At 72.3% G+C, this 21,448-nt stretch carries 23 protein-coding genes; 12 read left to right on the top strand and 11 right to left on the bottom strand.

Annotated features, from left to right (window positions below; translation table 11 throughout):
- The first annotated feature begins 18 nt into the window (after positions 1-18).
- Complete coding sequence (locus MKK64_RS02460) at positions 19-1,338, top strand: MFS transporter (protein WP_243932107.1); 1,320 nt, start codon at positions 19-21, stop codon at positions 1,336-1,338.
- 35 nt (positions 1,339-1,373) lie between these two features.
- Here the strand turns inward: MKK64_RS02460 and MKK64_RS02455 are convergent, their stop codons facing one another.
- The 3 genes from MKK64_RS02455 to MKK64_RS02445 form a co-directional block, all read right to left on the bottom strand.
- Positions 1,374-2,534 (bottom strand): glycosyltransferase, encoded by a 1,161-nt coding sequence (locus tag MKK64_RS02455; protein ID WP_409567831.1) that lies wholly within the window; start codon positions 2,532-2,534, stop codon positions 1,374-1,376.
- 130 nt (positions 2,535-2,664) lie between these two features.
- Entirely contained in the window at positions 2,665-4,533 is a 1,869-nt protein-coding gene (locus tag MKK64_RS02450; protein ID WP_243932106.1) for an ABC-F family ATP-binding cassette domain-containing protein, read from the bottom strand.
- 69 nt (positions 4,534-4,602) lie between these two features.
- Entirely contained in the window at positions 4,603-5,469 is an 867-nt protein-coding gene (locus MKK64_RS02445) for a UDP-3-O-acyl-N-acetylglucosamine deacetylase (RefSeq protein ID WP_243932105.1), read from the bottom strand.
- Positions 5,470-5,849: 380 nt separating this feature from the next.
- Between MKK64_RS02445 and MKK64_RS02440 the strand changes: the two genes are divergently transcribed.
- The 4 genes from MKK64_RS02440 to MKK64_RS02425 all read left to right on the top strand — a co-directional run bounded on the left by MKK64_RS02440 (position 5,850) and on the right by MKK64_RS02425 (position 9,474).
- On the top strand, positions 5,850-6,536 hold the full coding sequence (locus MKK64_RS02440; RefSeq protein WP_147727456.1) for a Crp/Fnr family transcriptional regulator: 687 nt from the start codon (positions 5,850-5,852) through the stop codon (positions 6,534-6,536).
- A 4-nt stretch (positions 6,537-6,540) separates the two neighbouring features.
- Entirely contained in the window at positions 6,541-7,599 is a 1,059-nt protein-coding gene (locus MKK64_RS02435; protein WP_243932104.1) for an ABC transporter ATP-binding protein, read from the top strand.
- Positions 7,600-7,759: 160 nt separating this feature from the next.
- On the top strand, positions 7,760-8,680 hold the full coding sequence (locus MKK64_RS02430) for an ABC transporter permease subunit (protein WP_147842667.1): 921 nt from the start codon (positions 7,760-7,762) through the stop codon (positions 8,678-8,680).
- Positions 8,677-9,474, top strand: coding sequence for an ABC transporter permease (locus MKK64_RS02425; RefSeq protein WP_243932103.1), 798 nt, complete (start codon positions 8,677-8,679; stop codon positions 9,472-9,474). The genes MKK64_RS02430 and MKK64_RS02425 overlap by 4 nt, the downstream gene beginning before the upstream one ends.
- 4 nt (positions 9,475-9,478) lie before the next feature.
- Here the strand turns inward: MKK64_RS02425 and MKK64_RS02420 are convergent, their stop codons facing one another.
- A complete protein-coding gene (locus tag MKK64_RS02420; RefSeq protein WP_147729342.1) occupies positions 9,479-10,138 on the bottom strand; it encodes a 3-oxoacid CoA-transferase subunit B in 660 nt (219 codons plus the stop codon).
- Between the two features lie 174 nt (positions 10,139-10,312).
- Positions 10,313-11,050, bottom strand: coding sequence for a CoA transferase subunit A (locus MKK64_RS02415; protein ID WP_243932102.1), 738 nt, complete (start codon positions 11,048-11,050; stop codon positions 10,313-10,315).
- A gap of 307 nt (positions 11,051-11,357) precedes the next feature.
- Here MKK64_RS02415 and MKK64_RS02410 point away from each other — a divergent pair, with 307 nt between their 5' ends.
- The gene (locus MKK64_RS02410) at positions 11,358-13,220 is read left to right on the top strand and encodes an AsmA family protein (protein ID WP_243932101.1); all 1,863 of its coding nucleotides are present in this window, start codon (positions 11,358-11,360) and stop codon (positions 13,218-13,220) included.
- Positions 13,221-13,262: 42 nt separating this feature from the next.
- On the opposite strand, the gene MKK64_RS02405 is transcribed toward MKK64_RS02410, so the two are convergent.
- A complete protein-coding gene (locus tag MKK64_RS02405) occupies positions 13,263-13,763 on the bottom strand; it encodes a MarR family winged helix-turn-helix transcriptional regulator (protein ID WP_243932100.1) in 501 nt (166 codons plus the stop codon).
- Positions 13,764-13,861: 98 nt separating this feature from the next.
- On the opposite strand from MKK64_RS02405, the gene MKK64_RS02400 reads away from it, so the two are divergent.
- The gene (locus MKK64_RS02400) at positions 13,862-14,641 is read left to right on the top strand and encodes a DUF1499 domain-containing protein (protein ID WP_243932099.1); all 780 of its coding nucleotides are present in this window, start codon (positions 13,862-13,864) and stop codon (positions 14,639-14,641) included.
- Positions 14,642-14,677: 36 nt separating this feature from the next.
- Here the strand turns inward: MKK64_RS02400 and MKK64_RS02395 are convergent, their stop codons facing one another.
- Positions 14,678-15,619 carry an MBL fold metallo-hydrolase gene (locus MKK64_RS02395; RefSeq protein WP_243932098.1) on the bottom strand — a complete coding sequence of 314 codons (942 nt, stop codon included), beginning with the start codon at positions 15,617-15,619 and terminating at the stop codon, positions 14,678-14,680.
- An 85-nt stretch (positions 15,620-15,704) separates the two neighbouring features.
- On the bottom strand, positions 15,705-16,625 hold the full coding sequence (locus MKK64_RS02390; protein ID WP_243932097.1) for a DUF2865 domain-containing protein: 921 nt from the start codon (positions 16,623-16,625) through the stop codon (positions 15,705-15,707).
- 413 nt (positions 16,626-17,038) lie between these two features.
- On the opposite strand from MKK64_RS02390, the gene MKK64_RS02385 reads away from it, so the two are divergent.
- Complete coding sequence (locus MKK64_RS02385) at positions 17,039-17,227, top strand: hypothetical protein (RefSeq protein ID WP_243932096.1); 189 nt, start codon at positions 17,039-17,041, stop codon at positions 17,225-17,227.
- Between the two features lie 249 nt (positions 17,228-17,476).
- The gene (locus MKK64_RS02380; protein ID WP_003599466.1) at positions 17,477-17,653 is read left to right on the top strand and encodes a DUF1328 domain-containing protein; all 177 of its coding nucleotides are present in this window, start codon (positions 17,477-17,479) and stop codon (positions 17,651-17,653) included.
- 67 nt (positions 17,654-17,720) lie between these two features.
- Here MKK64_RS02380 and MKK64_RS02375 read toward each other — a convergent pair whose 3' ends face one another.
- On the bottom strand, positions 17,721-17,969 hold the full coding sequence (locus tag MKK64_RS02375) for a NepR family anti-sigma factor (protein WP_313898882.1): 249 nt from the start codon (positions 17,967-17,969) through the stop codon (positions 17,721-17,723).
- 195 nt (positions 17,970-18,164) lie between these two features.
- Here MKK64_RS02375 and MKK64_RS02370 point away from each other — a divergent pair, with 195 nt between their 5' ends.
- Both MKK64_RS02370 and MKK64_RS02365 read left to right on the top strand, forming a co-directional pair.
- Positions 18,165-18,968 carry a response regulator gene (locus tag MKK64_RS02370; protein WP_147727398.1) on the top strand — a complete coding sequence of 268 codons (804 nt, stop codon included), beginning with the start codon at positions 18,165-18,167 and terminating at the stop codon, positions 18,966-18,968.
- A gap of 425 nt (positions 18,969-19,393) precedes the next feature.
- Positions 19,394-19,771, top strand: coding sequence for a hypothetical protein (locus MKK64_RS02365; RefSeq protein ID WP_243932095.1), 378 nt, complete (start codon positions 19,394-19,396; stop codon positions 19,769-19,771).
- A gap of 155 nt (positions 19,772-19,926) precedes the next feature.
- On the opposite strand, the gene MKK64_RS02360 is transcribed toward MKK64_RS02365, so the two are convergent.
- Positions 19,927-20,121 (bottom strand): general stress protein, encoded by a 195-nt coding sequence (locus MKK64_RS02360; RefSeq protein ID WP_147727396.1) that lies wholly within the window; start codon positions 20,119-20,121, stop codon positions 19,927-19,929.
- Between the two features lie 173 nt (positions 20,122-20,294).
- On the opposite strand from MKK64_RS02360, the gene MKK64_RS02355 reads away from it, so the two are divergent.
- Positions 20,295-20,507, top strand: coding sequence for a hypothetical protein (locus MKK64_RS02355; protein WP_243932093.1), 213 nt, complete (start codon positions 20,295-20,297; stop codon positions 20,505-20,507).
- 6 nt (positions 20,508-20,513) lie between these two features.
- Here the strand turns inward: MKK64_RS02355 and MKK64_RS02350 are convergent, their stop codons facing one another.
- Complete coding sequence (locus MKK64_RS02350; RefSeq protein ID WP_243932092.1) at positions 20,514-21,308, bottom strand: SCO family protein; 795 nt, start codon at positions 21,306-21,308, stop codon at positions 20,514-20,516.
- Positions 21,309-21,448: the final 140 nt, after the last annotated feature.

The following is a 21,448-nucleotide window of genomic DNA, read 5'->3' as shown; positions in this document are numbered from 1 at the left end:
GCGAGGGAGTGACGGACCATGGCTCAGGCGGAGATCGACGCGATCGAGCGCGCCACCCTGCGCACGGTGACGTGGCGCATCCTGCCGTTCCTGATGCTGGCCTACTTCGTCGCCTTCGTCGACCGGGTGAACGCGGGCTTCGCCGCCCTGCAGATGAACCAGGACATCGGCCTGTCGCCGGCGCAGTTCGGCCTCGGCGGCGGCCTGTTCTACGTGTCCTACGTGCTGTGCGAGGTGCCGAGCAACGTCGCGATGGAGCGCTTCGGCGCCCGCATCTGGCTCGCGCGGATCATGATCACCTGGGGGCTCGTCTCGGCCGGGATGGCCTTCGTCGTGGGCCCGGTCTCGTTCTACGCGGTGCGCCTGCTGCTCGGGGCGGCCGAGGCCGGGTTCTTCCCCGGCGTGATCCTCTACCTGACCTACTGGTACCCGCGCGCCTATCGCGGGCGGATCGTGGCGATCTTCATGGTCGCGATCCCGATCTCGAGCTTCCTCGGGTCGCCGCTCTCAGCCTGGCTGCTCGGCACCGACGGGATGCTCGGCTTCCGCGGCTGGCAGTGGCTGTTCCTGATCGAGGCGGTGCCGGCGGTGCTGCTCGGCATCCTCGCCTTCGTCCTGCTGCCGGACGGCCCCGCCCGCGCGAGCTGGTTGACGCCGCAGCAGCGCGCCTGGCTCACCGAGCGCCTGGCGGACGACCGGGCCTCGGTGGTGGAGGGCGCGGGGAGGCCCGCCGGCCACCTCTCGCTCCGGCAGGTGATGACCAACCGCTACGTGCTCGCCGCCTCGCTGATCTACGCCGGCGCCTCCGGGGCGAGCCAGTGCCTGTCGCTGTGGCAACCGCAGATCATCAAGTCCTTCGGCCTGACCAACCTCGAGACCGGGCTGCTGAACGCGATCCCCTTCGGCATCGCCTCGGTGCTGATGATCGTCTGGGGGCGGTCCTCGGACAGGCGGCGCGAGCGCGTCTGGCACACCGCGCTGCCGCTCGGGCTGCTGGCCGCCAGCCTCGCCGCGTCCGTGCTGACGAGCCAGCTCTGGCCGACGATCCTGATCCTGTGCCTCGCCATCACCGCGACCTACACCGTGAAGGGCCCGTTCTGGGCGCTCTCGACCGAATGGCTCTCGGCGGGCGCGGCCGCGGCCGGCATCGCCCAGATCAACGCCATCGGCAACATCGGCGGGTTCCTCGGCACCTACCTCCTCGGCGTCATCAAGGACGCGACGGGAAGCTACCCGCTGGGGCTGATGCCGCTGGTGATCCTCTCCGCCATCGGCTGCGCCCTGGTGCTGGGGCTCGGAAAGGCGAAGTCGCCGGCGCCCGCGCCGGCGCGGGCCTGAGGCCACCGGGAGAGGGGACCGGCGCCTTACCTGGTTCAGGGCATGGCCCGCGTGACCGCCCCTGCCGATGTCGACGCCGCGACAGCCACTGGCCCCTCCCATCGGTCCCGAACCGATGCGAACGCCCGCACGACCGGCAGCACCGCCTTCGCGAGCCGGATCTGGCCGGGCAGTCGCGGGACGCTCAGCGGCGCGTGCTTCAGCTTCGGGCTGGCGCGCTCGGCCTCCGCGACGACCTGGCCGACAAGGGGGAGGGCGGCGATCCGCGCCGCCTCGTCCGCCGGGATGCCGAGGCGGCGCGCCCAGGCCGTGCTCGCCCCGAGCCGGCCGGAGGCATGGAGCCGGCGCAGGCGGCGGCGCCAGAGGTAGCGATGGAGCGCGCGCGGCACCGGTTCGAGTCGCGCGTCGCAGAGCGCGCCGGGATCCTCGCAGCGGGAGCGGATGGTGTCGGCAACCCCGCCCGGCGCCCGGCCGGTGAGGCGGGCGGAGATGAACACCATCACCGCCGGGTCGTGGCGGACCCGGAACCCGTGCGCGAGGAGGCGGGCGACGAAGGCGCCGTCCTCGCCGAGGGCGATCTCCGGCATGCCGCCGACCCGGGCGTAGGCGTCGCGGCTGACGGCGAGCGTCGCGCCAATGGTGGTGCGGTGGCACGGCCACGGGTCGTTCGGATCGGGGTCGATCCGCGCCTCCGCCTCGGTCAGGAGCGCGCTGTAGGCGTCTTCCAGGCGTCCGCGGGCCGGGAGCGAGGGCGGCAGCAGGGCCGCCTCCTCGGGGATCAGCTCGACCCGGCCCGCGACCGCGTCGGCGCCGGCCGCGAGCGCGCGCAGGTTGGCGAAGACCCAGTCCGGCGGCACGCGGCTGTCGGCGTCGGTGGACAGGATGGTGCCGGCGCCGCCGAGCCAGCCGGCGGCCGCGTCCATCGCCTTGCGCCGGGCCCAGCCGGCATGGGCGCCGGCATATTCCATTTCGATCACCCGCACCGGCACGGAAAGCCGCGGCACCAGCTCGGCGACGATGCGGGCGGTGTCGTCCGTGCAGTTGTTGAGGAAGAGCACGATGCCGAGGCGGCCCGGGGCCAGGCCCTGCTGCGCATCGAGGGCGTCGAGGCAGAAGCCGATGCGCTCGGCCTCGTTGCGCACGGGGATGGCGACGACCGTGTCCGGCCCACCGGCCGCCGGCGTCGTCGGCGCGATGGCATCGAGCACGACCGTATCAGGCATCATCCATCCTCGATCGCCGACGCTCTCCCGCACGGCGACGGTTCGTATCGTGGAACGTCGACATCCTGTCGCGGGCCGCGCCTGTACAGGGGCTGAAGGCCGATCAGGCCGCCGCCTCGATCTCCCCGCTCACCAAGAGCCATTCCTCCTCGGCGGCCCCGAGCGCCGCGACCGCGTCGGCGCGCATCTTCGCGATCTCGCCGGCCTTGGCCGCGTTCTGCAGGAAGGCGGTGCCGTCGCCGAGCGCCGCGTCGATCTTGGCGATGGCGGCGGTGAGCTTGTCCATGCGCGCCTCCAAGCCTTCGAGCCGCTTGCGCAAGGGGGCAAGCGCGGCGCGGCGCTCCACCGCCGAGCGCCGCGCCTCGGCCTGCTTGCCGCCCGAGGCGTCCTCGTCGCGGGCGGCGTCGCGCTCGGGACCGGCCAGCACGAGGCGCCGGTAATCGTCCATGTCGCCGTCGAAGGTTTTCACGGAGCCGTCGGCGACCAGCCAGAGCCGGTCGGCGCAGGCCTCGACCAGGAAGCGGTCGTGGCTGACCAGGATGACCGCGCCCTCGTAGTCGTTGATCGCCTCGACCAGCGCCTGCCGGCTCTCGATGTCGAGGTGGTTGGTCGGCTCGTCGAGGATCAGCAGGTGCGGCCCCTCGAAGGCGGCGAGCCCCATCAGCAGGCGGGCCTTCTCGCCGCCCGAGAGCTGCGAGACCGGCGTGTCCGCCTTGTTGGCGGGAAACCCGAGCCGGGCGGTGGCGGCGCGCACCCGCGCCTCGGGGGCGTCCGGCATCAGCGTGCGCAGGTGCGCCACCGCGTTCTCGGCCGGGCGCAGCTCGTCGAGCTGATGCTGGGCGAAGTAGGCGACCTTCATCTTCGAGGAGCGGCGCAGCTCGCCGGACAGCGCGTCGAGCCGGCCGCCGATGAGCTTGCAGAAGGTTGACTTGCCGTTGCCGTTGGCGCCGAGCAGCGCGACGCGGTCGTCGGGGGCGAGGCTGAGGTTGAGGCCCGAGAGCACGATGCGGTCGGGGTAGCCGGCCGCCACCCGCTCCATCGCCACGATCGGCGGCGAGAGCGGCTTCTCCGGGCTCGGCAGGTGGATCACCGGCACGTCGTCCTCGATCAGCCCGGCGATCGGCACCATCTTGGCGAGCTTCTTGACGCGCGACTGCGCTTGGCGCGCCTTCGTCGCCTTGGCCTTGAACCGGTCGATGAAGCTCTGGAGATGCGCCCGCTCGGCATCCTGCTTCACCTTGGCCTTGGCCTGCAGCATCCGCTTCTCGGAGAGCTGCTTGGCGAAGGAGGTGTAGCCGCCGCGGTAGATCGTCAGCTTGCCGCGGTCGAGGTGCAGGATGTGGTCGACCGACTCGTCGAGCAGGTCGCGGTCGTGGGAGATGATGATCGCGGTGCGGGGATAGCGCTCGAGGTAGTCGTAGAGCCAGATCGTGCCCTCGATGTCGAGGTAGTTGGTCGGCTCGTCCAGCAGCAGCAGGTCGGGCTCGGAGAACAGCACCGCGGCGAGCGCCACGCGCATCCGCCAGCCGCCCGAGAAGTCCGAGCACGGCCGGTTCTGTGCCGACGCGTCGAAGCCGAGGCCGTGCAGGATCGCCGCCGCGCGGGCCGGCGCCGAATGCGCGCCGATGTCGACGAGCCGCGTCTCGATCTCGGCACGGCGCAGCCCGTCGGCGCCCTCCGCCTCGGCCATGAGCTTCGCGCGCTCGGTGTCGGCGGCGAGCACGACCGCATGGAGCGTCTCGGGCCCGGCCGGCGCCTCCTGCGCCACCGCGCCGATGCGCATGCCCTTGGGCATCGAGACCGCGCTCGCATCCACCGGCCACTCGCCGAGGATCGCCTTGAACAAGGTGGTCTTGCCGGCGCCGTTGCGGCCGACGAGGCCGACGCGGGCGCGGTCGGGGATCGAGAAGCTCGCGCCGTCGAGGATCAGGCGCTCGCCGATGCGGAGGGTGAGGTCGTTGACGCGGAGCATGGGGCGTTCTGGCGAGACCGGCGCCCGGTGGCAAGCGTGCGGTGCCATGCGCTTGAGCCGTGGGATGCCTCAGACCAGGTCCCAAGCCGTCGGGTCGGACATGAGCTTGGCGACCAGCGCGTGGTTGAGCTCGTGCCCGGTATGGGCCGCCGTCAGCCGCCCGAGGATCGGATGGCCGGCGAGCGCGAGGTCGCCGACGAGGTCGAGGACTCGGTGGCGCACCGGCTCGTCGGGCACCCGCATCCCGCCGACGATCCCCCCGCGCACGATCATCGCCGCCGAGCGCACGCCGCAGCCCTGCAGGAACGGCTTGCGCGTCGCGAAGCCGTAGGCGCGCCCGAGCATCGCGCGCCAGTAGCGCCCGAAGCTTCGCGCCGGCGCGATCTCCGCGAGGAACACGTCCGGCGTGACCGGGCCGGACCAGTCGAGCGGGCCGAAATGCGCCAGCGCGAGGTGGGCGGAGACGTGGAGCCCGTCATGCGGCGCGATGCGCAGCGTGCGCCGGCCGTCCACCACCTCGACGGTTCGCAGCACCCGGATCATGCGGCGCGGCTCGCCATTCTCGATCCGGCCCGCCGCGCGGATCGCGCGGCACCAGGGCACCGCGCTGCCGTCGAAGATCGGAAGCTCCTCGGCATCGATCTCGACGAGCGCCTCGTCGATGCGCTCGGCCGAGAGCGCGGCGAGCAGGTGCTCGACGGTGCGGACCAGCGGCCCGTCCGGCGAGCGCAACGCCGTGCACAGAGGCTGGCGCTCGCGCAGGGTCCACAGCGCCGGGACGTCGACCGTTCGCCCGCCGTGAAGCCGCCGGCGGAAGACGATGCCGTGCCCGGGCGGGGCCGGGCCGACGCGCACGGTCGCGCGGCGCCCGGTGTGAAGCCCGCGTCCCGCCAGCGTGAACGCGGCCCCGAGGGTCGCCCGACGACCGCCGAACACGGGACCGGCCGGAGCGTGGCGCGCGTCGAGGGGGATCGAAATCGCCGCGCGTCCCGGCGCGAAAAGGTCGGGCGGTGAGGCCGGAGGCCTTCGATCGGGGGGCAACAGGCGCGGCATTCCGGATCCCGGGCGCCCTCGCAGGCCGAATGCGGTCCTTCACCTAAGCGACGTCGGCGCGAACGGGAAATCACAGTCTCGCGTAGTCCGGCGCGGCCCCATCCACCTCCATCGCCGACGGTCGGCTTGACCGGTGACGACCCGGTCGTCACGATCCTGCAACAAGCTCGACGACGCGATGCTCCGGGTCGGGCCGGTCGCGCGGACTTTCAGATGGTCCGCGGCGCGGCGGTCCCGGCGCATCGCGAAGGGACCGGTTTTCGATGGCACGGCTCTCCACCATTCCGTTCTTCAAGGAGCCGGGCATCGAGCTCGGCCCCTTCGAGACGCGCTGCCACTGGCGCCGCTTCGACGAGAACGAGGTGCTGGTCGATTTCGACGACGTCTCCACCGACGTCTACTTCCTCGCCACCGGCGAGGTGCGCATCCTCAACCGCACGCAGTCCGGCAAGGAGGTGATCCTGGGCGAGATGCGCGGCGGCGCGTTCTTCGGGGAGCTGTCGGCGCTGGACGGCGTCGGCCGCTCGGCCAACGTCACGGCGCTGACCCGCGGCGAGCTCTGCGTCGTCCCGGCCTCGGTGTTCCGGCAGATGGTGTTCGCCTCGGAAGCCATCGCCGACCGGCTGTTCCGCCTGCTGACCAAGCGCGTGCGCGAGCTCAACACCCGCCTGATGGAGCATGCGCTGCTCGACCTGCGCCACCGCCTCTATGCCGAGCTGCTGCGGCTCTCGGTGCCGCGGGCGGGCGGGGGCGACGAGCGGGTGGTGACGCCGCCGCCCTACCACCACGTGCTCGCCGCCCGCATCGGCTGCCGCCGCGAGCAGGTGACCCGCGAGTTCACGGTGATGGCGGCCGAGGGCCTCGTCGACCGCACCCGCGGCGCACTGGTGATCCGCCGGCCGGACCTGCTGGAGGCCCGGGTCGCCGAGGCCCTGCGCGAGGACGGCTGAGCCCTTGTCCGCGCCGCTGCTGCGACTCGAGAACCTGACCAAGCGGTTCGGGGCCGGAACGGCCGTCGACGCCGTCTCCCTCGACCTGGCGGCGTCCGAGTTCTTCTGCCTGCTCGGGCCTTCGGGGTGCGGGAAGAGCACGCTGCTGCGCCTGATCGCCGGGTTCGAGGCGCCGAGCTCGGGCGCGATCCGCCTCGGCGACCAGGATCTCGCCGCGCTGCCGGCCCATCGCCGGCCGGTGAACATGATGTTCCAGTCCTACGCGCTGTTCCCGCACATGAGCGTCGGCCGGAACGTCGCCTACGGGCTCGATGGCCTCGTCGCCGGCCGCGCGGCGACGGCCGAGCGGGTCGCCGCGCTGCTGCGCCTCGTGCGCCTCGAGGGCTTCGCGGACCGCGCGCCGGCGACGCTCTCGGGCGGCCAGCGCCAGCGCGTGGCGTTGGCCCGGGCGCTCGCCCGCGAGCCGCGGGTGCTGCTCCTCGACGAGCCGATGGCGGCCCTCGACCGCACGCTGCGCGAGGAGACGCAGGCGGAGCTGCGCGCGCTGCAGCGCCGCCTCGCCACCACCTTCGTCGTCGTCACCCACGATCCCGCGGAGGCGATGACCCTGGCCGACCGCATCGGCGTGATGGATCGCGGCCGGCTCGTGCAGGTGGGCCGCCCGGCCGACCTCTACCGCCGGCCGGCCACCCGTTTCGTCGCGGGCCTGCTCGGCGACGTGAACCTCATCCCCGGCCGCCTCGGGGCGGAGGAGCCCGGCCCGCATCGCAGCATCGAGAGCGTAGTGGGACCGCTGCTTGCGCGCGCGCCGGACGCGCCGCTTTCAGCCGGCGCCGACATCGTCCTCGCCGTGCGTCCCGAAGACCTGAGCCTGAGCGGGGAGGGCGCGCCCGGGACGCTGGTCGAGGAGACCTTCCTCGGCGACCGCACCCGCCGCGTCGTCCGCCTCGCCGACGGCACCTGCCTGCGCGCGACAACCGCGCCGGGCGAGGGCGCGCCGGCCGTGGGCGAAGCGGTCGCGGTCCGCTTCGCCCCCGACGCCGCGACGATCCTGCCGGCATGAGAGGACGAGCGATCCCCACGATCATCGTCATGCCTCGCGCGTCGACGTCGCCACCCGTTCCCTCCCCCCTCTGCGGGGGGAGGGAAGGCCGGACGGCTCCGCTCGCGCGATGTGAGAATATCGGCGCCTCGGTGGCCGGAAGGGGAAAGAGGTCGATGCGATGACCGCACCGTCGCGTGCGCGCGCTCTCGCAGCCCTTCTCCGCCTGCCGGTCTGGCTCTGGCTCGGCGCCTTCTTCCTGGTGCCGTTCGTCATCACCTTGAAGATCAGCCTGTCGGAGCCGGCGACCGCGATGCCGCCGTACCTGCCGGTGCTCGACTGGCGAGGCGGCGCGGGGGATTGGTCGGACTTCCTCAGGGCGCTCAATTTCGAGAACTACGTCACGCTCGCCACCGACGCGCTCTATCGCGACGCGGCCCTGACGTCGCTGGCCTACGCGCTCGCGGCGACCGCGATCCTGGCGGGCATCGCCACGCCGCTCGCCTACGCCATCGCCCGCAGCCCGGCGGCGCGCCAGCCGCTGCTCGTCGCGCTCGTCGTAGTACCGTTCTGGACGAGCTTCCTGATCCGGGTCTACGCCTGGATCGCGATCCTGAAGCCCGAAGGCCTGCTCAATCTCGGGCTGCTGCGCCTCGGGCTGATCGCGCAGCCGCTGGAGATCCTGAACACCCCCGCCGCGGTGCTGATCGGCCTCGTCTACGCCTACCTGCCGTTCATGGTCCTGCCGCTCTACGCGGTGCTGAGCCGCCTCGATCCGGCGTTGCGCGAGGCGGCGGCCGACCTCGGCGCCTCGCCGACGCGGGTGTTCTGGACCGTGACGCTGCCGCTCGCCCTGCCCGGGCTGCTGGCGGGCGCGGCGCTGTGCTTCATCCCCATGGTCGGCGAGTTCGTGATCCCGGACCTGCTCGGCGGCTCCGAGACGCTGATGCTTGGGCGCGTGCTCTGGAGCGAGTTCTTCACCAACCGGGATTGGCCGCTCGCCTCGGCGGTGGCGATCCTGCTGCTGGTTCTCGTCGTCGGCCCGGTGGTGCTGTTCCGCGACGCCGCCGCCGAGGCCGCGAGCGGCGAGGGCGCACCATGAACGCGCATCGTCCGACCGCGCTCACCCGCACGGCGCTGATCCTCGGGCTCGGCTTCCTGTACGCGCCGATCTTGGTGCTGGTGGTCTACTCGTTCAACGCCTCGGCCCTGGTCACGGTGTGGGGCGGGTTCTCGACACGGTGGTACGGCGTCCTGCTCGCCGACGGGCCGTTGCTAGAGGCCGCCTGGGTGTCGCTCCGCGTCGCGACGCTGTCGGCCGTCATCGCGACGGCGCTGGGCACGCTGGCCGCCCTCGCGCTCGCGCGGCACGGACGCTTCCGCGGGCGCACGCCGTTCACCGGGCTCGTCACCGCGCCGATGGTGATGCCGGAGGTGATCACCGGCCTGTCGCTGCTGCTGCTGTTCGTCGGGGTCGGCATCGACCGCGGCCTCGGCGCGATCGTCGTCGCCCACGCCACCCTCGGCACCGGCTTCGTCGCGGTCGTGGTCGCCGCCCGCCTGCGCGGGCTCGACCGCGACCTGGAGGAGGCCGCCGCCGACCTCGGCGCCGGGCCGTTCCGGGTGTTGGCGACGGTGACGCTGCCGCTGCTCGCCCCCGGCATCGCCGCCGGGTTCCTGCTCGCCTTCACCCTGTCGCTCGACGACCTTGTCGTCGCGAGCTTCGTCTCGGGGCCCGGCGCGACCACCCTGCCGATGCGGCTCTACAGCCAGATCCGGCTCGGCGTGAACCCCGAGATCAACGCCGCCTCGACGCTGCTCATCGCCGCGGTCGGCCTCGCGGTCGGCGCCGCGACGTGGCTCGGCGCCAGGCGGGGCGGCCGAGCCGCGGCGTAGGGTTTCAGGCGAGCGCCACCGTGTAGGCCGCCTCGGTCTTGCCGCGGATCTCCTCCTCGGTGACGCCGTCGGCGAGCTCGATCAGCCGCATCCCGCCGTCGCCGTGCTTGTCGATCGTGAACACGCCGAGGTCGGTGATGACGAGGTCGACCACGTGCGTGCCGGTGAGCGGCAGGTCGCATTCCTTGAGCAGCTTCGGGCTCTCGGTGCCGTCCTTGTTCTTCGCCACGTGCTCCATCACGACGACGACGCGCTTGACGCCGGCCACGAGGTCCATGGCGCCGCCCATGCCCTTCACCATCTTGCCGGGGATCATCCAGTTGGCGAGATCGCCGTTTCCGGCCACCTGCATGGCGCCCAGGATCGACAGGTTGATGTGCCCGCCGCGGATCATCCCGAACGAATCGGCCGAGGAGAAGTAGCTCGTCGTCGGCAGCGCCGTGATCGTCTGCTTGCCGGCATTGATCAGGTCGGCGTCCTCCTCGCCCTCGAACGGGAATGGCCCCATGCCGAGCATGCCGTTCTCCGACTGGAGCTGCACCGACATGCCCTCGGGAATGTAGTTCGACACCAGCGTCGGGATGCCGATCCCGAGGTTCACGTAGAAGCCGTCTTCCAGCTCACGCGCGGCACGCGCCGCCATCTGCTCGCGGGTCCAGGCCATTTTTCGATCTCCTGATGTGGGGCGCGTCCCGCGCCGTCCGCCGAACCCGCGGCGACGCGCTTCGCGCTTGCGGCCTCACGGCCGGGTTCCTGTGGGGCGCGTCCCGCGCCGTCCGCCGCACCCGCGGCGACGCGCTTCGCGCTTGCGGCCTCACGGCCGGAGGTCGTCGCGGGCTCAGACGGCGCCGCCGCCGGCCGCGGCCGGAGCGGCCTCGGCGCGCTTGCGCACCGTGCGCTGCTCGATCCGCTTCTCGCGCCCCATAACGTGGATGATCCGCTTCACGAAGATGCCGGGGGTGTGGATGTCGTCGGCGTCGATCTCGCCGGGCTGCACCAGGTGCTCGACCTGCGCCACCGTCATCGTCGCGGCGGTCGCCATCATCGGGTTGAAGTTCCGCGCGGTCTTCCGGTAGCGCAGGTTGCCCTCGGTGTCGCCGGTATGGGCGTGGACGATGGCGAGGTCCGCGAACAGCCCGCGCTCCATCACGAAGTGCTCGCCGTCGAATTCGCGCACCTCCTTGCCTTCGGCCACCTTCGTGCCGACGCCGGTCTTGGTGAAGAAGGCCGGGATGCCGGCCCCGCCCGCGCGGATGCGCTCGGCCAGCGTCCCCTGCGGATTGAACTCGATCTGGAGCTCGCCGCCGAGGTACTGCCGGGCGAACTCCTTGTTCTCGCCGACATAGGACGAGATCATCTTCGCGACCTGCCGGGTCTCGAGCAGCTTGCCGAGGCCGACGCCGTCGATGCCGGCGTTGTTCGAGACGATGGTCAGCCCCTTCACGCCCGATTCCCGCACCGCCTCGATCAGCTCGTCGGGGATGCCGCAGAGGCCGAAGCCGCCGCACATCACCATCATGTCGTTCTTGAGCAGCCCCGCGAGCGCCGACGTCGGATCCGCATAGACCTTCTTCATGGACACTGAACCCTTCCGGCCCGCGCGCGATCGCGCCGACATTCGTTCCGCGAAAGCTGTCCCCGATTCCGGCGCGCCGGTAAAGGCGCCCGGCGTCGGGAAGCGCGGCCCCGGCCGTCCGCACGAAGGCAGCGGGGACGGCCGGGCGCTGCGGGCAGACAAAGCCGATCGGACGCTTTAAGGGAATCACCCGAACGGTCCGATGCATGACGGCGGGGTGAGCCTGAAACATCCGGGGCCGCTCGTCGTCCCCCGTCGCGATCTCGCCGCCCCTCGGGCGGCCCGCGACGTGCCCGCCCGGAGTGCAATGTCGCCGCGCCGCCTCCTTCTCGCCGTCGGCTTCGCGTCGCTCGCCGTCCTCGGGACCGGCCTCGCGACCCTGCCCTGGCCGGTCGGCACCCCGACGGCGGCGGCCTTCGTCAGCCGCGGCCTGCGCGATTTCGGCTTCGCGCTCACCGCCGAGGGCGCGACCACGATGACGTTGCTGCCCCTGCCGCGCCTGAGCTTCACCCGCACCCGGATCACCGCCGCGCAGGCCGGCGGCCCGGCGCTGATCGAGGGCGGCAGCCTCGATCTCGACCTCAACCCGCTCGCCCTGCTCTCGGGCCAGGCCGACCTCGGCTCGCTCGCGCTGGGGGGCGCCACGATCCACATGCCGGAGGGCGCCGACGATCCGCGCTGGGCCGAGCCGGTGCGCCGAACCGCCGCGCGGCTCGGCCAAGGCGGCACGAATCACCCGCGCCGGATCACGCTGACCGGCGCGACCCTCGACGCGGCAAGCCCCGGCGGCGGCGCGCAGGCGGTCGACCTCACCCTCGCTTGGCCGCTCTGGAGCGCCGGCCTCGACGCGGCGGCGAGCTTCACCTGGCGCGGCGCGCGCACCAGCGTCGCGCTTATCGGCCTGCGCGCGAACGACCTGCTGAGCGGCGCCGCGTCGCCGTTCAGGCTCGATGCCGCCTGGCCCACCGGGAACTTGGCCGCAGAGGGCAGCGCTCGGACCGCGGGAGGCCTCGCGATCCAGGGGCAGGGGCGGATCGAGACGCGTTCGCTTTCCGAGACGATGGCCTGGATCGGCAGCGACGTGGCCTTGGCCCCCTTCATCCGGACGCTGGCCCTCGACGGACGCTTCGAGGCCGCCGGCCGCACGATGGCGTTCTCCAGCCTGCGCGCCACCTTCGGCGACGACGTGCTCGAGGGCGCGGGGTCCGTGAGCCTCGGCGAGGCCCGCACCGCGGTCCAGGCCACGCTCGCCAGCGACAGCCTGAACCTGGCGCCCCTGCTCGGCGGCCTGATGCAGATCTTCGGCGGATCGACGGTCGACGGCGTCCCCCAGGGCGCTCAGGCGATCGCCCTGGGCCCGCTCACGGGCGGAGACCTCGACCTGCGCATCTCGGCGGCCGAGAGCCGGATCGGGCCGGTCCTCCTGAACGATCTCGCGGCGAGCGTGCTGGTGCGGCCCGGGGCGGTCGAGGTCGCCCTCAACCGCGCCGAGCTCCAGGGCGCGACCCTGAAGGGCCGGGTCGCCCTGTCGGCGACCGGCGCGGACGGGGCCGAGACCGAGGTCAAGGCGCAGGGTGCCTTCGACCGGCTCGACCTCGGCGCCCTCCTGCTCGACCTCGGCGAGTCGCGCTGGGTTCACGGCGGCACGCAAGGGCAGTTCGCCCTGGAGAGCACCGGCCGCGATGCGGCGGACCTCACCGCGCACGTCGCCGGACGGGCCGCCTTCGCCATCGACGGCGGCGTGCTCGCCGGCATCGACCTCGCCGACGTCCTGCATCGCAACGGGGCGGTCGCGCCCGGCGCGCTCGCCCGCCGCAACGGCCGCACCCCGTTCGAGCGGGCCGCGATCACGTTGAAGTTCGCCGACGGGGTCGGCGAGATCGGCGAGGGCACCCTCAAGGCCGCCAACCTCACGGGCATCCTGCGCGGCCAGGTCTCGCTGCCGGCGCGCAGCGTCCGAGCCCGGGCGGAACTCGGCCCGAAGGCCGGGGGCGACAACGCGCGTGCAAGCCTCGCCTTCGACATCGACGGCCCGTGGGCCGGGATCCGCGTCCGCACCGGCCAGAAGGGCGCCGACCCGGACCAACGCGAGGACGCGCCGTCGTCCCTGCCCCTGCACGTGCCGACCTCGGTCGTGATTCCCGGCTCGGCGCGCGCCTACGCCCCCTGATCCGGAGTTCGGGCGAAGCTCGGATCCGCCATCCCGCGACGATCAATCGGCCTTGGGACGATCCGGCCCCTCGGCTTCGGACCGGGCCAGCTCCCGCCAGCGCAGCACGAGGCCCTCGAATGCGGCGAGGTCGTCGGCGCCGAGGCGCCCGAGCGTCCGCCCGACATAGGCCGCCTGCGCCGCGAGCCCCTGCGCGGCGAGGTCGGCGCCGGCCGGCGTGAGGTGGAGCGCGTGCGAGCGCCGGTCGCCGGGGATCGGGCGGCGCTCGACCAGCCCGGCCTCGACCAGGCGGTCGATCAGACCGGAGACGTTGCCCTTCGTGACGTAGAGGCGCGCCGCCAGGTCCTGCTGGGTCAGGCCCTCGCGCTCGGTCAGCGTCGAGAGCACGTCGAATTGCGGGATCGACAGGCCGATGCCGCGCAGCGTCCCGCTCATCGCCGCCGTGACCCGCCGGTTGAGGCGGATGAAGCGGAACCAGACGCGCAGGGGATCGACCGCGGCGTCGGCAGGATCCGGATCGGGGACGGGGCGGGTACGCGGCATCACGGGGCCAAGCTATAGCAGACCGGGCGATCCCGGCGAGTGGCGCGGCCACGCGCCGGCCGGTATAGCGTTCGCGACCCCGAAGCCAGACACCAGCCATGCGCCGCCTTCTCGTCGAGGAACCCGTCACCCGCGCCGGCCCCCTGGCCCGGTGGGCCGCCCTGTTCTCGCTCATCGTGTCCGGCATCGCGATCGTGCTGGTCCGCGATCCCCGTACGGAGGCCGGGCCGGCGCTGGCGACGCTGGCCGCGGGCCTCGGCGTCGCGGTGCTGGCCGTCGCGCTCGCCGGGTTCGCCTTCGTCCGGGTCTGGCGGGAAGGCGCCCGCGGCCTCGGTGCGGCGCTCGGCGGGCTGGTTCTCGCGATGCTGGTGCTCGTCTACCCGGCCTACGCGGCGCTGCGGGGCTTCCGGCTGCCGGCGCTGACCGACGTGACCACCGACATCGACAACCCTCCGGCCTTCTCGCGCTCGCGCGCCGCGTTCGCCGCCCGGAACGGGCGCTACCCCGCCGATCCCGACCTCCCGGCCCGCGAACGGCAGCGCGCCGCCTATCCGCAGATCGCGCCGCTGACCCTCGACATCGACGCCGACGAGGCGTTCGAGCTGGCGCGCAAGGCGGCGGTGAACCGCAAGTGGCAGATCGTCGAGGCGATCCGCCCCGGCGGGCGGACCGGCAACGGCCGGATCGAGGCGGTCTCGCGCAGCCTCATCCTCAACCTGCCCGACGACGTCACCATCCGCGTCCGGCCGCGTGCCGACGGCGCCCGCATCGACGTCCGCTCCGCCTCGCGGCTGGGCACGCGCGATTTCGGCGTCAACGCCGACCGCATCCGGGCCTATCTCGACGAGGTCGCGAACCTCGCGCTCGCCGTGAAGTAGGGTCGGGCGGCCGCGCGCGGCGGGCGGTCTCGCGCCTCAGCCGGCCGGCGAGGGGCCCGCTGCGAAGGTCCCGTCGAGGCGCGGCGCGCCCTGCGTCGCCACCAGCCCGCGCGCGACGAGATCCTCGAGGTGGGCGAACACCGACAGCGCCGCCGCGCCGCGCAGGCGCGGATCGAGGTTCTGGTACGTGGCCGCGACGATCGCCGGGATGGTGTCGTCGCCGGCGGCGATGCGCGCGCGGATCGAGGCCTCGCGGTGGCGGCGGTGGTTGGCCAACCCGCGCACGAAGCGCCGGGGATCGCGCACCGGGCCGCCATGGCCCGGCCAGTAGATGGTCTCGTCGCGGCCCCTGAGCTTGTCGAGCGAATCCATGTAGGCGCGCATCGAACCGTCCGGCGGCGCGACGATGCTGGTCGACCATGCCATGACGTGATCGCCGGAGAACAAGGCCGCCTCCTCCGGCAGGGCGAAGGCGAGGTGGTTCATGGTGTGGCCGGGCGTCTCGACCGCGACGAGGGTCCAGCCTTCGCCGAAGAGCGCATCGCCCTCGTGCATCGGCCGGTCGGGGACGTGGTCGCGGTCGGCGGCGGCATCGAGATGGCCGATCTCGCCGGCGCCGAGCGCGCGGGCGGCCCGATGCGGCAGGCAGCCGGCGATCGGCGCGCCGGTGCATGCCTGCAGCAGGCGGGCGCCCGGGGAGTGGTCGCGATGGGTGTGGGTGACGACGATCGCCGCCACCGACTCTTGGCCGAGATCGGCGAGCAGGGCCTCGACGTGGCCGGCATCGGCCGGCCCCGGATCGATCACCGCGACGCGTCCGTGCCCGACGACGTAGGTGCAGGTGCCGCTCGCGGTGAACGGGCCGCCGTTCGGCGCGACCCGGCGGCGGACGAGGGGGCTCAACGTTTCCAGGCGGCCGCTCGCGGGCATCACCGTGTCGAAGTCGGGCGCATCGGTACCGGCATCCGTGTCCGCCATCCGAGGCTCCTTCCGATCCCGACCGGCGCGGTCGGCCCGGAGCTACGCGAACGCGCGGCGGCGGACAATCCGAAGCGCGAGGACGTCAACGAAACGGGGAGGGCGTGACCACGCGGATCGGGTTCTGGTTGATCGCGGCGCGCTCGGGGATGCGGAAGCCGTCGCCGACCGAGGCGACCTGGACGAGGCTCGCCCGCTCGGCCGTGCGCAGCGTCCGGCGGAAGGCGTGCGCCTCGGCGTCGCGGCGGATCGCGCCAACCTTGGCCTCGATCCGCCGGCTCTGGCCCCGCGTGATCGCGGCCTGCCGGAAGTCGACCAGGGCGACCGAGCCCGACCGGTTCCGCGTCACCACGTCGGCGCTGTCGCGGGTGGCGACGACGTCGCCCTTGCGCAGGGTGAGATCGCCGGCGAGCGGCAGGGGCGGGGTGCCGGGCGCGGCCTGGCAGGAACAGTTCTCGACGCGCCGCTGGCGGTAGATGTTGGCCAGAGCCGAGGCCCGGTAGGGCAGGCCCTGCGGGCTGATCGCGCGGTCGAGCTCGGTCTCGCGGGCGCCGAGGGTGTAGACGTTCGTCGGCGCCCCCGGGCAGGCGGCGGCGCAGGCCGCCTCGTGCACCGGCATGTCGGCCCGTGCCCCGAGATTGCCGAGGGGGAAGAGATAGCCGTCGCACATCCGCACGCAGACCGTGCGACGCCCGGTCGAGGCGACGGCGACCCGCGTCACGCGCTCCGCGCGGGCCCGCTTGCGACGCGACCGGCCGAGCGGGAGGTCGGCCACGGGACGCGGGGTATGATAGACCGGGCGCGAATAGCCGAGGCGGCGGCCGTCGGGCAGGTTGGCGTAGCGGCCGGGGCGGTGCGCCGGCGGCGCGGGCTGCGGCCGGGCGGGCGCGAAGAGTTCCTGGAAGAAGTCGAGCAGGCCGCCGCGCTCGGAGGCCTGGACGAGGCTCGATCCGATCGTGACGCTGCCGAGCCCGAGGATCAGCCCCGCCGCGGCGGTCCCGATCATCTGCCGCCGCGTTCCCCCGGAGCCGTAAAACCTCTGCCAGCGCGCCCAGAACGCCATGTCTCGTCAGGTCCCCGCCCATGCGGCATGCCGGCCCGGCGGTGGCCTGGGCGAGCGAGGCCGACTTAAAGGTTCGTTAAGCGGGGCGGCAAGTGCGGAAGACAACCGACACGATCATAACATCGCAGCGATCAGGCACAGGTATTGGCCCCTCGAGCGGCCTATTATGAGGACACCAGCAGGCGGCTCGACTTGGCGGACCTGTCGCGAGGCCATGCTCGTCGGCTTTGCTCGGTGGGCGGTGCGCGGCGCGTTCGAGCCTCCGCCGCGGGATTCCGGTGGACGGCGCATGAAAAAAGCCGCCCCGGAGGGCGGCTTGCTCAGCGACGGATCGACTCCGGCGGCGATCAATGCCGATGAGCGAAACCGTTCGGCCGGACCCGGATCGGAACCAGGCGCGGCTCGGGCCTCGGGGCCAGCGCACCCAGGACCTCCTCGACGCCGCGTGCCGCGGCACCTGCGGCGGAGCTGACGATATCGGTGAGGCGCTGGACGAGGGCGGACGCTTTTCTCATCGCTGTTCTCTGGTTTCGGACCTGGACTGAGGAACGCCGTTCGGAACGGCTCCGTTCCGGCTGCGGCCTCGTGTCCAACGAAGAGCAATATGGCGTGACATGCGCACCGGCGCGAGGGGGCGGGCGACGATTTCGGCGATGGATCGGCACCGGATCCGAGGCGCTCGATTTTTCGTGTGTGCAGGCATTCGAAGCGGCGGAACCGAAACAACGACTTGACGTTTGGGATGTCAGAAGGTCGCGGCCAAGCCCGCGTCCATGTTGTCAAGGATAACGCAGATGCTCGGTTGGGCCGTTACGTTCCTCGTCGTGGCCCTCGTGGCCGCTCTGCTCGGCTTCGGTGGCATCGCCGGCACGGCGATGGAAGCCGCCAAGCTGGTGTTCTTCGTCGCGATCGTGCTGTTCGCCATCTCGGCCGTGATCGGCCTGATGCGCGGCCGCTCGCCCACGCTCTGACGCCGAGCTCGCGTCCTGCGGGCGCTCCACGCGCCACAGGAACTGCAGAAGATGGAGCCGGAGCGCCTCAGGGCGACTTCGGCTCCTTCGCATCGAGACGCTCGATGAGCTCGCGAAATCGATCCGGGACGGGTTGCTGGACGAGACCGTCGTAGAGGCAGCGGAGGTTGTGGCCGATGCGCGCCTGGGCCTGGTCGCTGAGGCGCGACGATCCATGCTCGCGCTTCTCGGCCTTCGAGCCCGCGGGCCCCGATTCCCCGACAGGCCTCAGGCCGGCATTGCCGATCGGCCTCCCCGCCTTCGCAGCGTCGGTCATCCTCACGTCCCCCGGTGCCGTTCGCGGCATCTGTGCATGAGGCACGCGCGCATTGTCTTGCCGCGCGACATACGCCATGGCTGCACCAGCAACGCCTCCGGCCAGAAGCGGTTCCGCGCCCTGCCGGAACGGAGTCGGATGCCCCGCGTTGGGGCGGCAGGTTGAATAGCAGGCCGACAAGGCACAGGGGATCGTATGTCGACATCGCAACTCGTGGTGCAGCACCTGCCGTACCTGCGGCGCTACGCGCGCGCGTTGACGGGCAGCCAGGTGGCGGGCGACGCCTACGTCGCGGCAACTCTGGAGACGCTGGTCAACGAGCCGGATACGCTCGGCCGCAGCACGAACGTGAAGGCCGACCTGTTCCGGGTGTTCACCCGCATCTGGAATTCGCTCTCGGTGAACGGCCGCAGCGAACAGGTGCAGCACGATCTCCCCGCCGAGGTGCGGCTCGGCCAGATCACGCCGCTGCCGCGCCAGGCCTTCCTGCTCTCCTGCCTCGAAGGCTTCTCGGAGGAGGACGCGGCGATCATCCTCGACGTCGACGTCAGCCAGGTGCGCGACCTCGTCGACGAGGCGGGACGCGAGCTCGCCGCGGACATGGCCACCGACATCCTCATCATCGAGGACGAGCCGCTGATCGCGATGGACCTCGAAGCGCTGGTCGAGGGCCTGGGCCACAACGTCATCGGCGTCGCCCGCACGCGCACCGAGGCCGTCAAGATCGCCTCCGAAAGCAAGCGCCCGGGCCTGATCCTCGCCGACATCCAGCTCGCGGACGGCTCGTCCGGCCTCGATGCCGTCAACGACCTGCTGAAGACCTTCGAGGTCCCGGTGATCTTCATCACCGCCTACCCGGAGCGATTCCTCACGGGCGAGCGCCCGGAGCCGGCCTTCCTCATCGCCAAGCCGTTCCAGCCCGCCAACGTCTCCGCCGTCATCAGCCAGGCGCTGTTCTTCCAGCAGACGGCACGCCGGCGTGAAGCCAAGTCGGCCTGACCGCGAGGCGGTCCGCAACCGCCTCCGCACCAATCGGCAGAACGAAAGAAACCCCGGCGACGAGCCGGGGTTTTTTGTTGCCCGCCAAGGACATCGGTCCAGGCATAAAAAAACGGGCCGGAGAAATCTCCGACCCGTGGATGAGGTTCCGGCCGATGCACAAGGGGAATGCGGGGAGGACCAGGTAGCCGGGTGCTCGATCAACGGGCGTGCACGAACCAGGTTCCGGGCGCGAACCGTTTTTCGACGCCTGTGGCGTCCGCGCCACTCCGGGTCGCTGTGGACAAGGTTCCTCGTGCCCGGCACCACCGCGAGAAACTGTTGCCGAATACTGATTTCGTCAAAAGCGAGGCCGTGACGGAACCGGATCATGGAAGACGCGTTTTCCGTTCATCCTGTCAAGCTCCCATTCGGAGACCACGACGATGCTTCGGTCAGGCTTCCTTCTCGGCGTGAGCGCACCGGCCGCCATCCTGACGTTGCTCGTCCACCCGATGGTCCAGGCGAGCGCGGACCAATGGGTCCCCACGACCACGGTCGCCGCCCCCGGTCCGGCCGCATTCGAAGCACGCCCCCTGCCGGGCATGCGCCCGGTCTCGATCGCGATCCGGCCGAGCCGGGTGGCGAGCCTGCAATCCGAGCCGAACCGCGCCGTCCCGGCCGCGTCGGACACGGCGCAGGAGATGGGAACCAAGCCGCCGCTCAAGCCGCGTCGGATGATGCGCGAGGGCTGCGAGGCGGCGCTCAGCTCGCTGGTCGGCCCCGAAGCCCGCCGCATGATCCCCGGCCGCTGCATCTCCTGAGGCGACACCGATCAGCCTACCGGCTTACGGTGCACGTCGCGAAGGCCCGCTCCATGCTCTGGAGCGGGCCTTCGCGTTGTGCAGCATGGAAGCGGACATAAAAAAGGCGCCTGCCCAGCGAAGGGCAGACGCCGCGCGTCTCAAAGGGCGGTCGATCACTCGGCGCCGTCGCGGCCCGTACCAGTGGCCTGACCGCCCTTGCGGCCGGCCGTCGAGGCCAGCTCGCGGTCCTGCGAGAACGAACGCTTCTCAGCCGGCACGCTGCGGCCACCCTTGCTGGCGATCTCGCGCTGGCGCTCGAGATCCATCGACGCAAAACCTCGCTTCGAGGTTGAATTACCGGATGCCATCAGCTCCTCCTCAGGCTTCTCTTCACCCTTTCACAACCTTCGCCAGTATCCGAAGGTTCCTCTCACGCTTCCGCGACAAGCTTAGCCGCAACCACGTCGGTGCGCTGGCGTTGGAAGACAGCGGTGGGGCAAACGACAATTCAGCGCCTGCCTCGAACGAGGTTTTTTCGAGCATGACGAATCGCGAGATGGTCTCCGGTGCGGCCAAGGTTTCGCCGGAGGCCGCGCCGAAGCCGAACACGCGGGCGCTTCCGCCGATGCCCGCGGACGAGGGCAGCGCGACGCCAACGACGCAGGTCGAGCCGATCGATTCGCCCCAACCGAACGCCAGCGCCGGCCGCGAGCCGCCGAGCGCCGAGAAATCCGGCTTGGCGACGAAGCGCTGAGCGGCCTCAGACCTGCCGCGGCCGGCGGCTGAGCAGGACGATCCCGATCGCCATCGCGAGGATCGTCCCGGCGGCGGCGAAACTGAGGACGCGGCGGATCATCGGCGTGTAGACGCCGGTCGCGGCATCGTACCCGTAGCAGAGCAGGACGAGGCGGTCGGCGAGGCTGCCGGTCCGGCCCTCGCCGGCCTCGACGAGGGCGAGCCGCAGGTCGCTGCCGTTCAGCGCCAGCGGCGACAGGACGCGGGCGACGCGGCCGTCGCCGGTGAGCAGGATCGCGGCGGCGGGGTGGGCGAAGCTGTCGGTGCCGGCGTCGTAGACGAAACGGTAGCCGAGCGCCTGCGTCAGCCGATCGACGGCGGCGGCGTCGCCCACCAGCGCGGCCGCCTGCGCCGAAAGCCCCGGGTTCCCGAGCTCGGTGTCGAGCATGTGCCGCGCCGCGGCCGCGTCGTCGCGCGGGTCGATCCCGACGAGGACGAGGCTGACGTCGCGGCCGGCGACGAGGCCGGTTGCGGCCAAGGCCGCCCCGGACATCGACAGCATCGGGTCGCAGACGTTGCCGCAGGTGTAGTCCACCGGCAGCAGCAGGGTCGGCCGGCCACCGAGCGCCTTGCCCAGCGTGGTCGGCCGGTCGCCCGCGGCATCGTTCCAGGCCAGATCGAGGGGAACACGGGCGCCTGGAGGCGGCACGACCGCGACGCGCGCGAGCTCGGTCCGGTTCAGGCGGGCGGCGGCCGGCGTGGCGGCGAACGCGATCCCGACGAGGAGCGCGGCGAGGCGAGGATGGCGGGCGCGGCGCATGGCACCTCCGGTGGGGGCCTGCATGCCCGATCGCGTTCGACGGGGCATCCGGGGCACGCCGTCGCAGCGTGCCGCCGGGACGGGAGGGCTGGACAAGATCGCCGCAAGCCGCATGGATGAGGCGGCCGGCGCCATCACGA

This window comes from Methylobacterium sp. E-025 (assembly GCF_022829705.1).
Taxonomy (GTDB): Bacteria; Pseudomonadota; Alphaproteobacteria; order Rhizobiales; family Beijerinckiaceae; genus Methylobacterium.
Note: the sequence above shows the minus strand (reverse complement) of the source record. Positions and strands in the feature narration are given on the sequence as shown.

Bases quoted from the DNA above. Each gene is read 5' to 3' on its own strand.
- MKK64_RS02450 (WP_243932106.1), bottom strand. From the start codon at position 4,533: ATGCTCCGCGTCAACGACCTCACCCTCCGCATCGGCGAGCGCCTGATC.
- MKK64_RS02440 (WP_147727456.1), top strand. From the start codon at position 5,850: ATGGCACGGCTCTCCACCATTCCGTTCTTCAAGGAGCCGGGCATCGAG.
- MKK64_RS02425 (WP_243932103.1), top strand. From the start codon at position 8,677: ATGAACGCGCATCGTCCGACCGCGCTCACCCGCACGGCGCTGATCCTC.
- MKK64_RS02355 (WP_243932093.1), top strand. From the start codon at position 20,295: ATGACGAATCGCGAGATGGTCTCCGGTGCGGCCAAGGTTTCGCCGGAG.
- MKK64_RS02400 (WP_243932099.1), top strand. From the start codon at position 13,862: ATGCGCCGCCTTCTCGTCGAGGAACCCGTCACCCGCGCCGGCCCCCTG.
- MKK64_RS02360 (WP_147727396.1), bottom strand. From the start codon at position 20,121: ATGGCATCCGGTAATTCAACCTCGAAGCGAGGTTTTGCGTCGATGGAT.
- MKK64_RS02365 (WP_243932095.1), top strand. From the start codon at position 19,394: ATGCTTCGGTCAGGCTTCCTTCTCGGCGTGAGCGCACCGGCCGCCATC.
- MKK64_RS02460 (WP_243932107.1), top strand. From the start codon at position 19: ATGGCTCAGGCGGAGATCGACGCGATCGAGCGCGCCACCCTGCGCACG.
- MKK64_RS02370 (WP_147727398.1), top strand. From the start codon at position 18,165: ATGTCGACATCGCAACTCGTGGTGCAGCACCTGCCGTACCTGCGGCGC.
- MKK64_RS02395 (WP_243932098.1), bottom strand. From the start codon at position 15,619: ATGGCGGACACGGATGCCGGTACCGATGCGCCCGACTTCGACACGGTG.
- MKK64_RS02390 (WP_243932097.1), bottom strand. From the start codon at position 16,625: ATGATCGGGACCGCCGCGGCGGGGCTGATCCTCGGGCTCGGCAGCGTC.
- MKK64_RS02410 (WP_243932101.1), top strand. From the start codon at position 11,358: ATGTCGCCGCGCCGCCTCCTTCTCGCCGTCGGCTTCGCGTCGCTCGCC.
- MKK64_RS02405 (WP_243932100.1), bottom strand. From the start codon at position 13,763: ATGCCGCGTACCCGCCCCGTCCCCGATCCGGATCCTGCCGACGCCGCG.
- MKK64_RS02380 (WP_003599466.1), top strand. From the start codon at position 17,477: ATGCTCGGTTGGGCCGTTACGTTCCTCGTCGTGGCCCTCGTGGCCGCT.
- MKK64_RS02350 (WP_243932092.1), bottom strand. From the start codon at position 21,308: ATGCGCCGCGCCCGCCATCCTCGCCTCGCCGCGCTCCTCGTCGGGATC.
- MKK64_RS02415 (WP_243932102.1), bottom strand. From the start codon at position 11,050: ATGAAGAAGGTCTATGCGGATCCGACGTCGGCGCTCGCGGGGCTGCTC.
- MKK64_RS02420 (WP_147729342.1), bottom strand. From the start codon at position 10,138: ATGGCCTGGACCCGCGAGCAGATGGCGGCGCGTGCCGCGCGTGAGCTG.
- MKK64_RS02375 (WP_313898882.1), bottom strand. From the start codon at position 17,969: ATGACCGACGCTGCGAAGGCGGGGAGGCCGATCGGCAATGCCGGCCTG.
- MKK64_RS02430 (WP_147842667.1), top strand. From the start codon at position 7,760: ATGACCGCACCGTCGCGTGCGCGCGCTCTCGCAGCCCTTCTCCGCCTG.
- MKK64_RS02385 (WP_243932096.1), top strand. From the start codon at position 17,039: ATGAGCGAAACCGTTCGGCCGGACCCGGATCGGAACCAGGCGCGGCTC.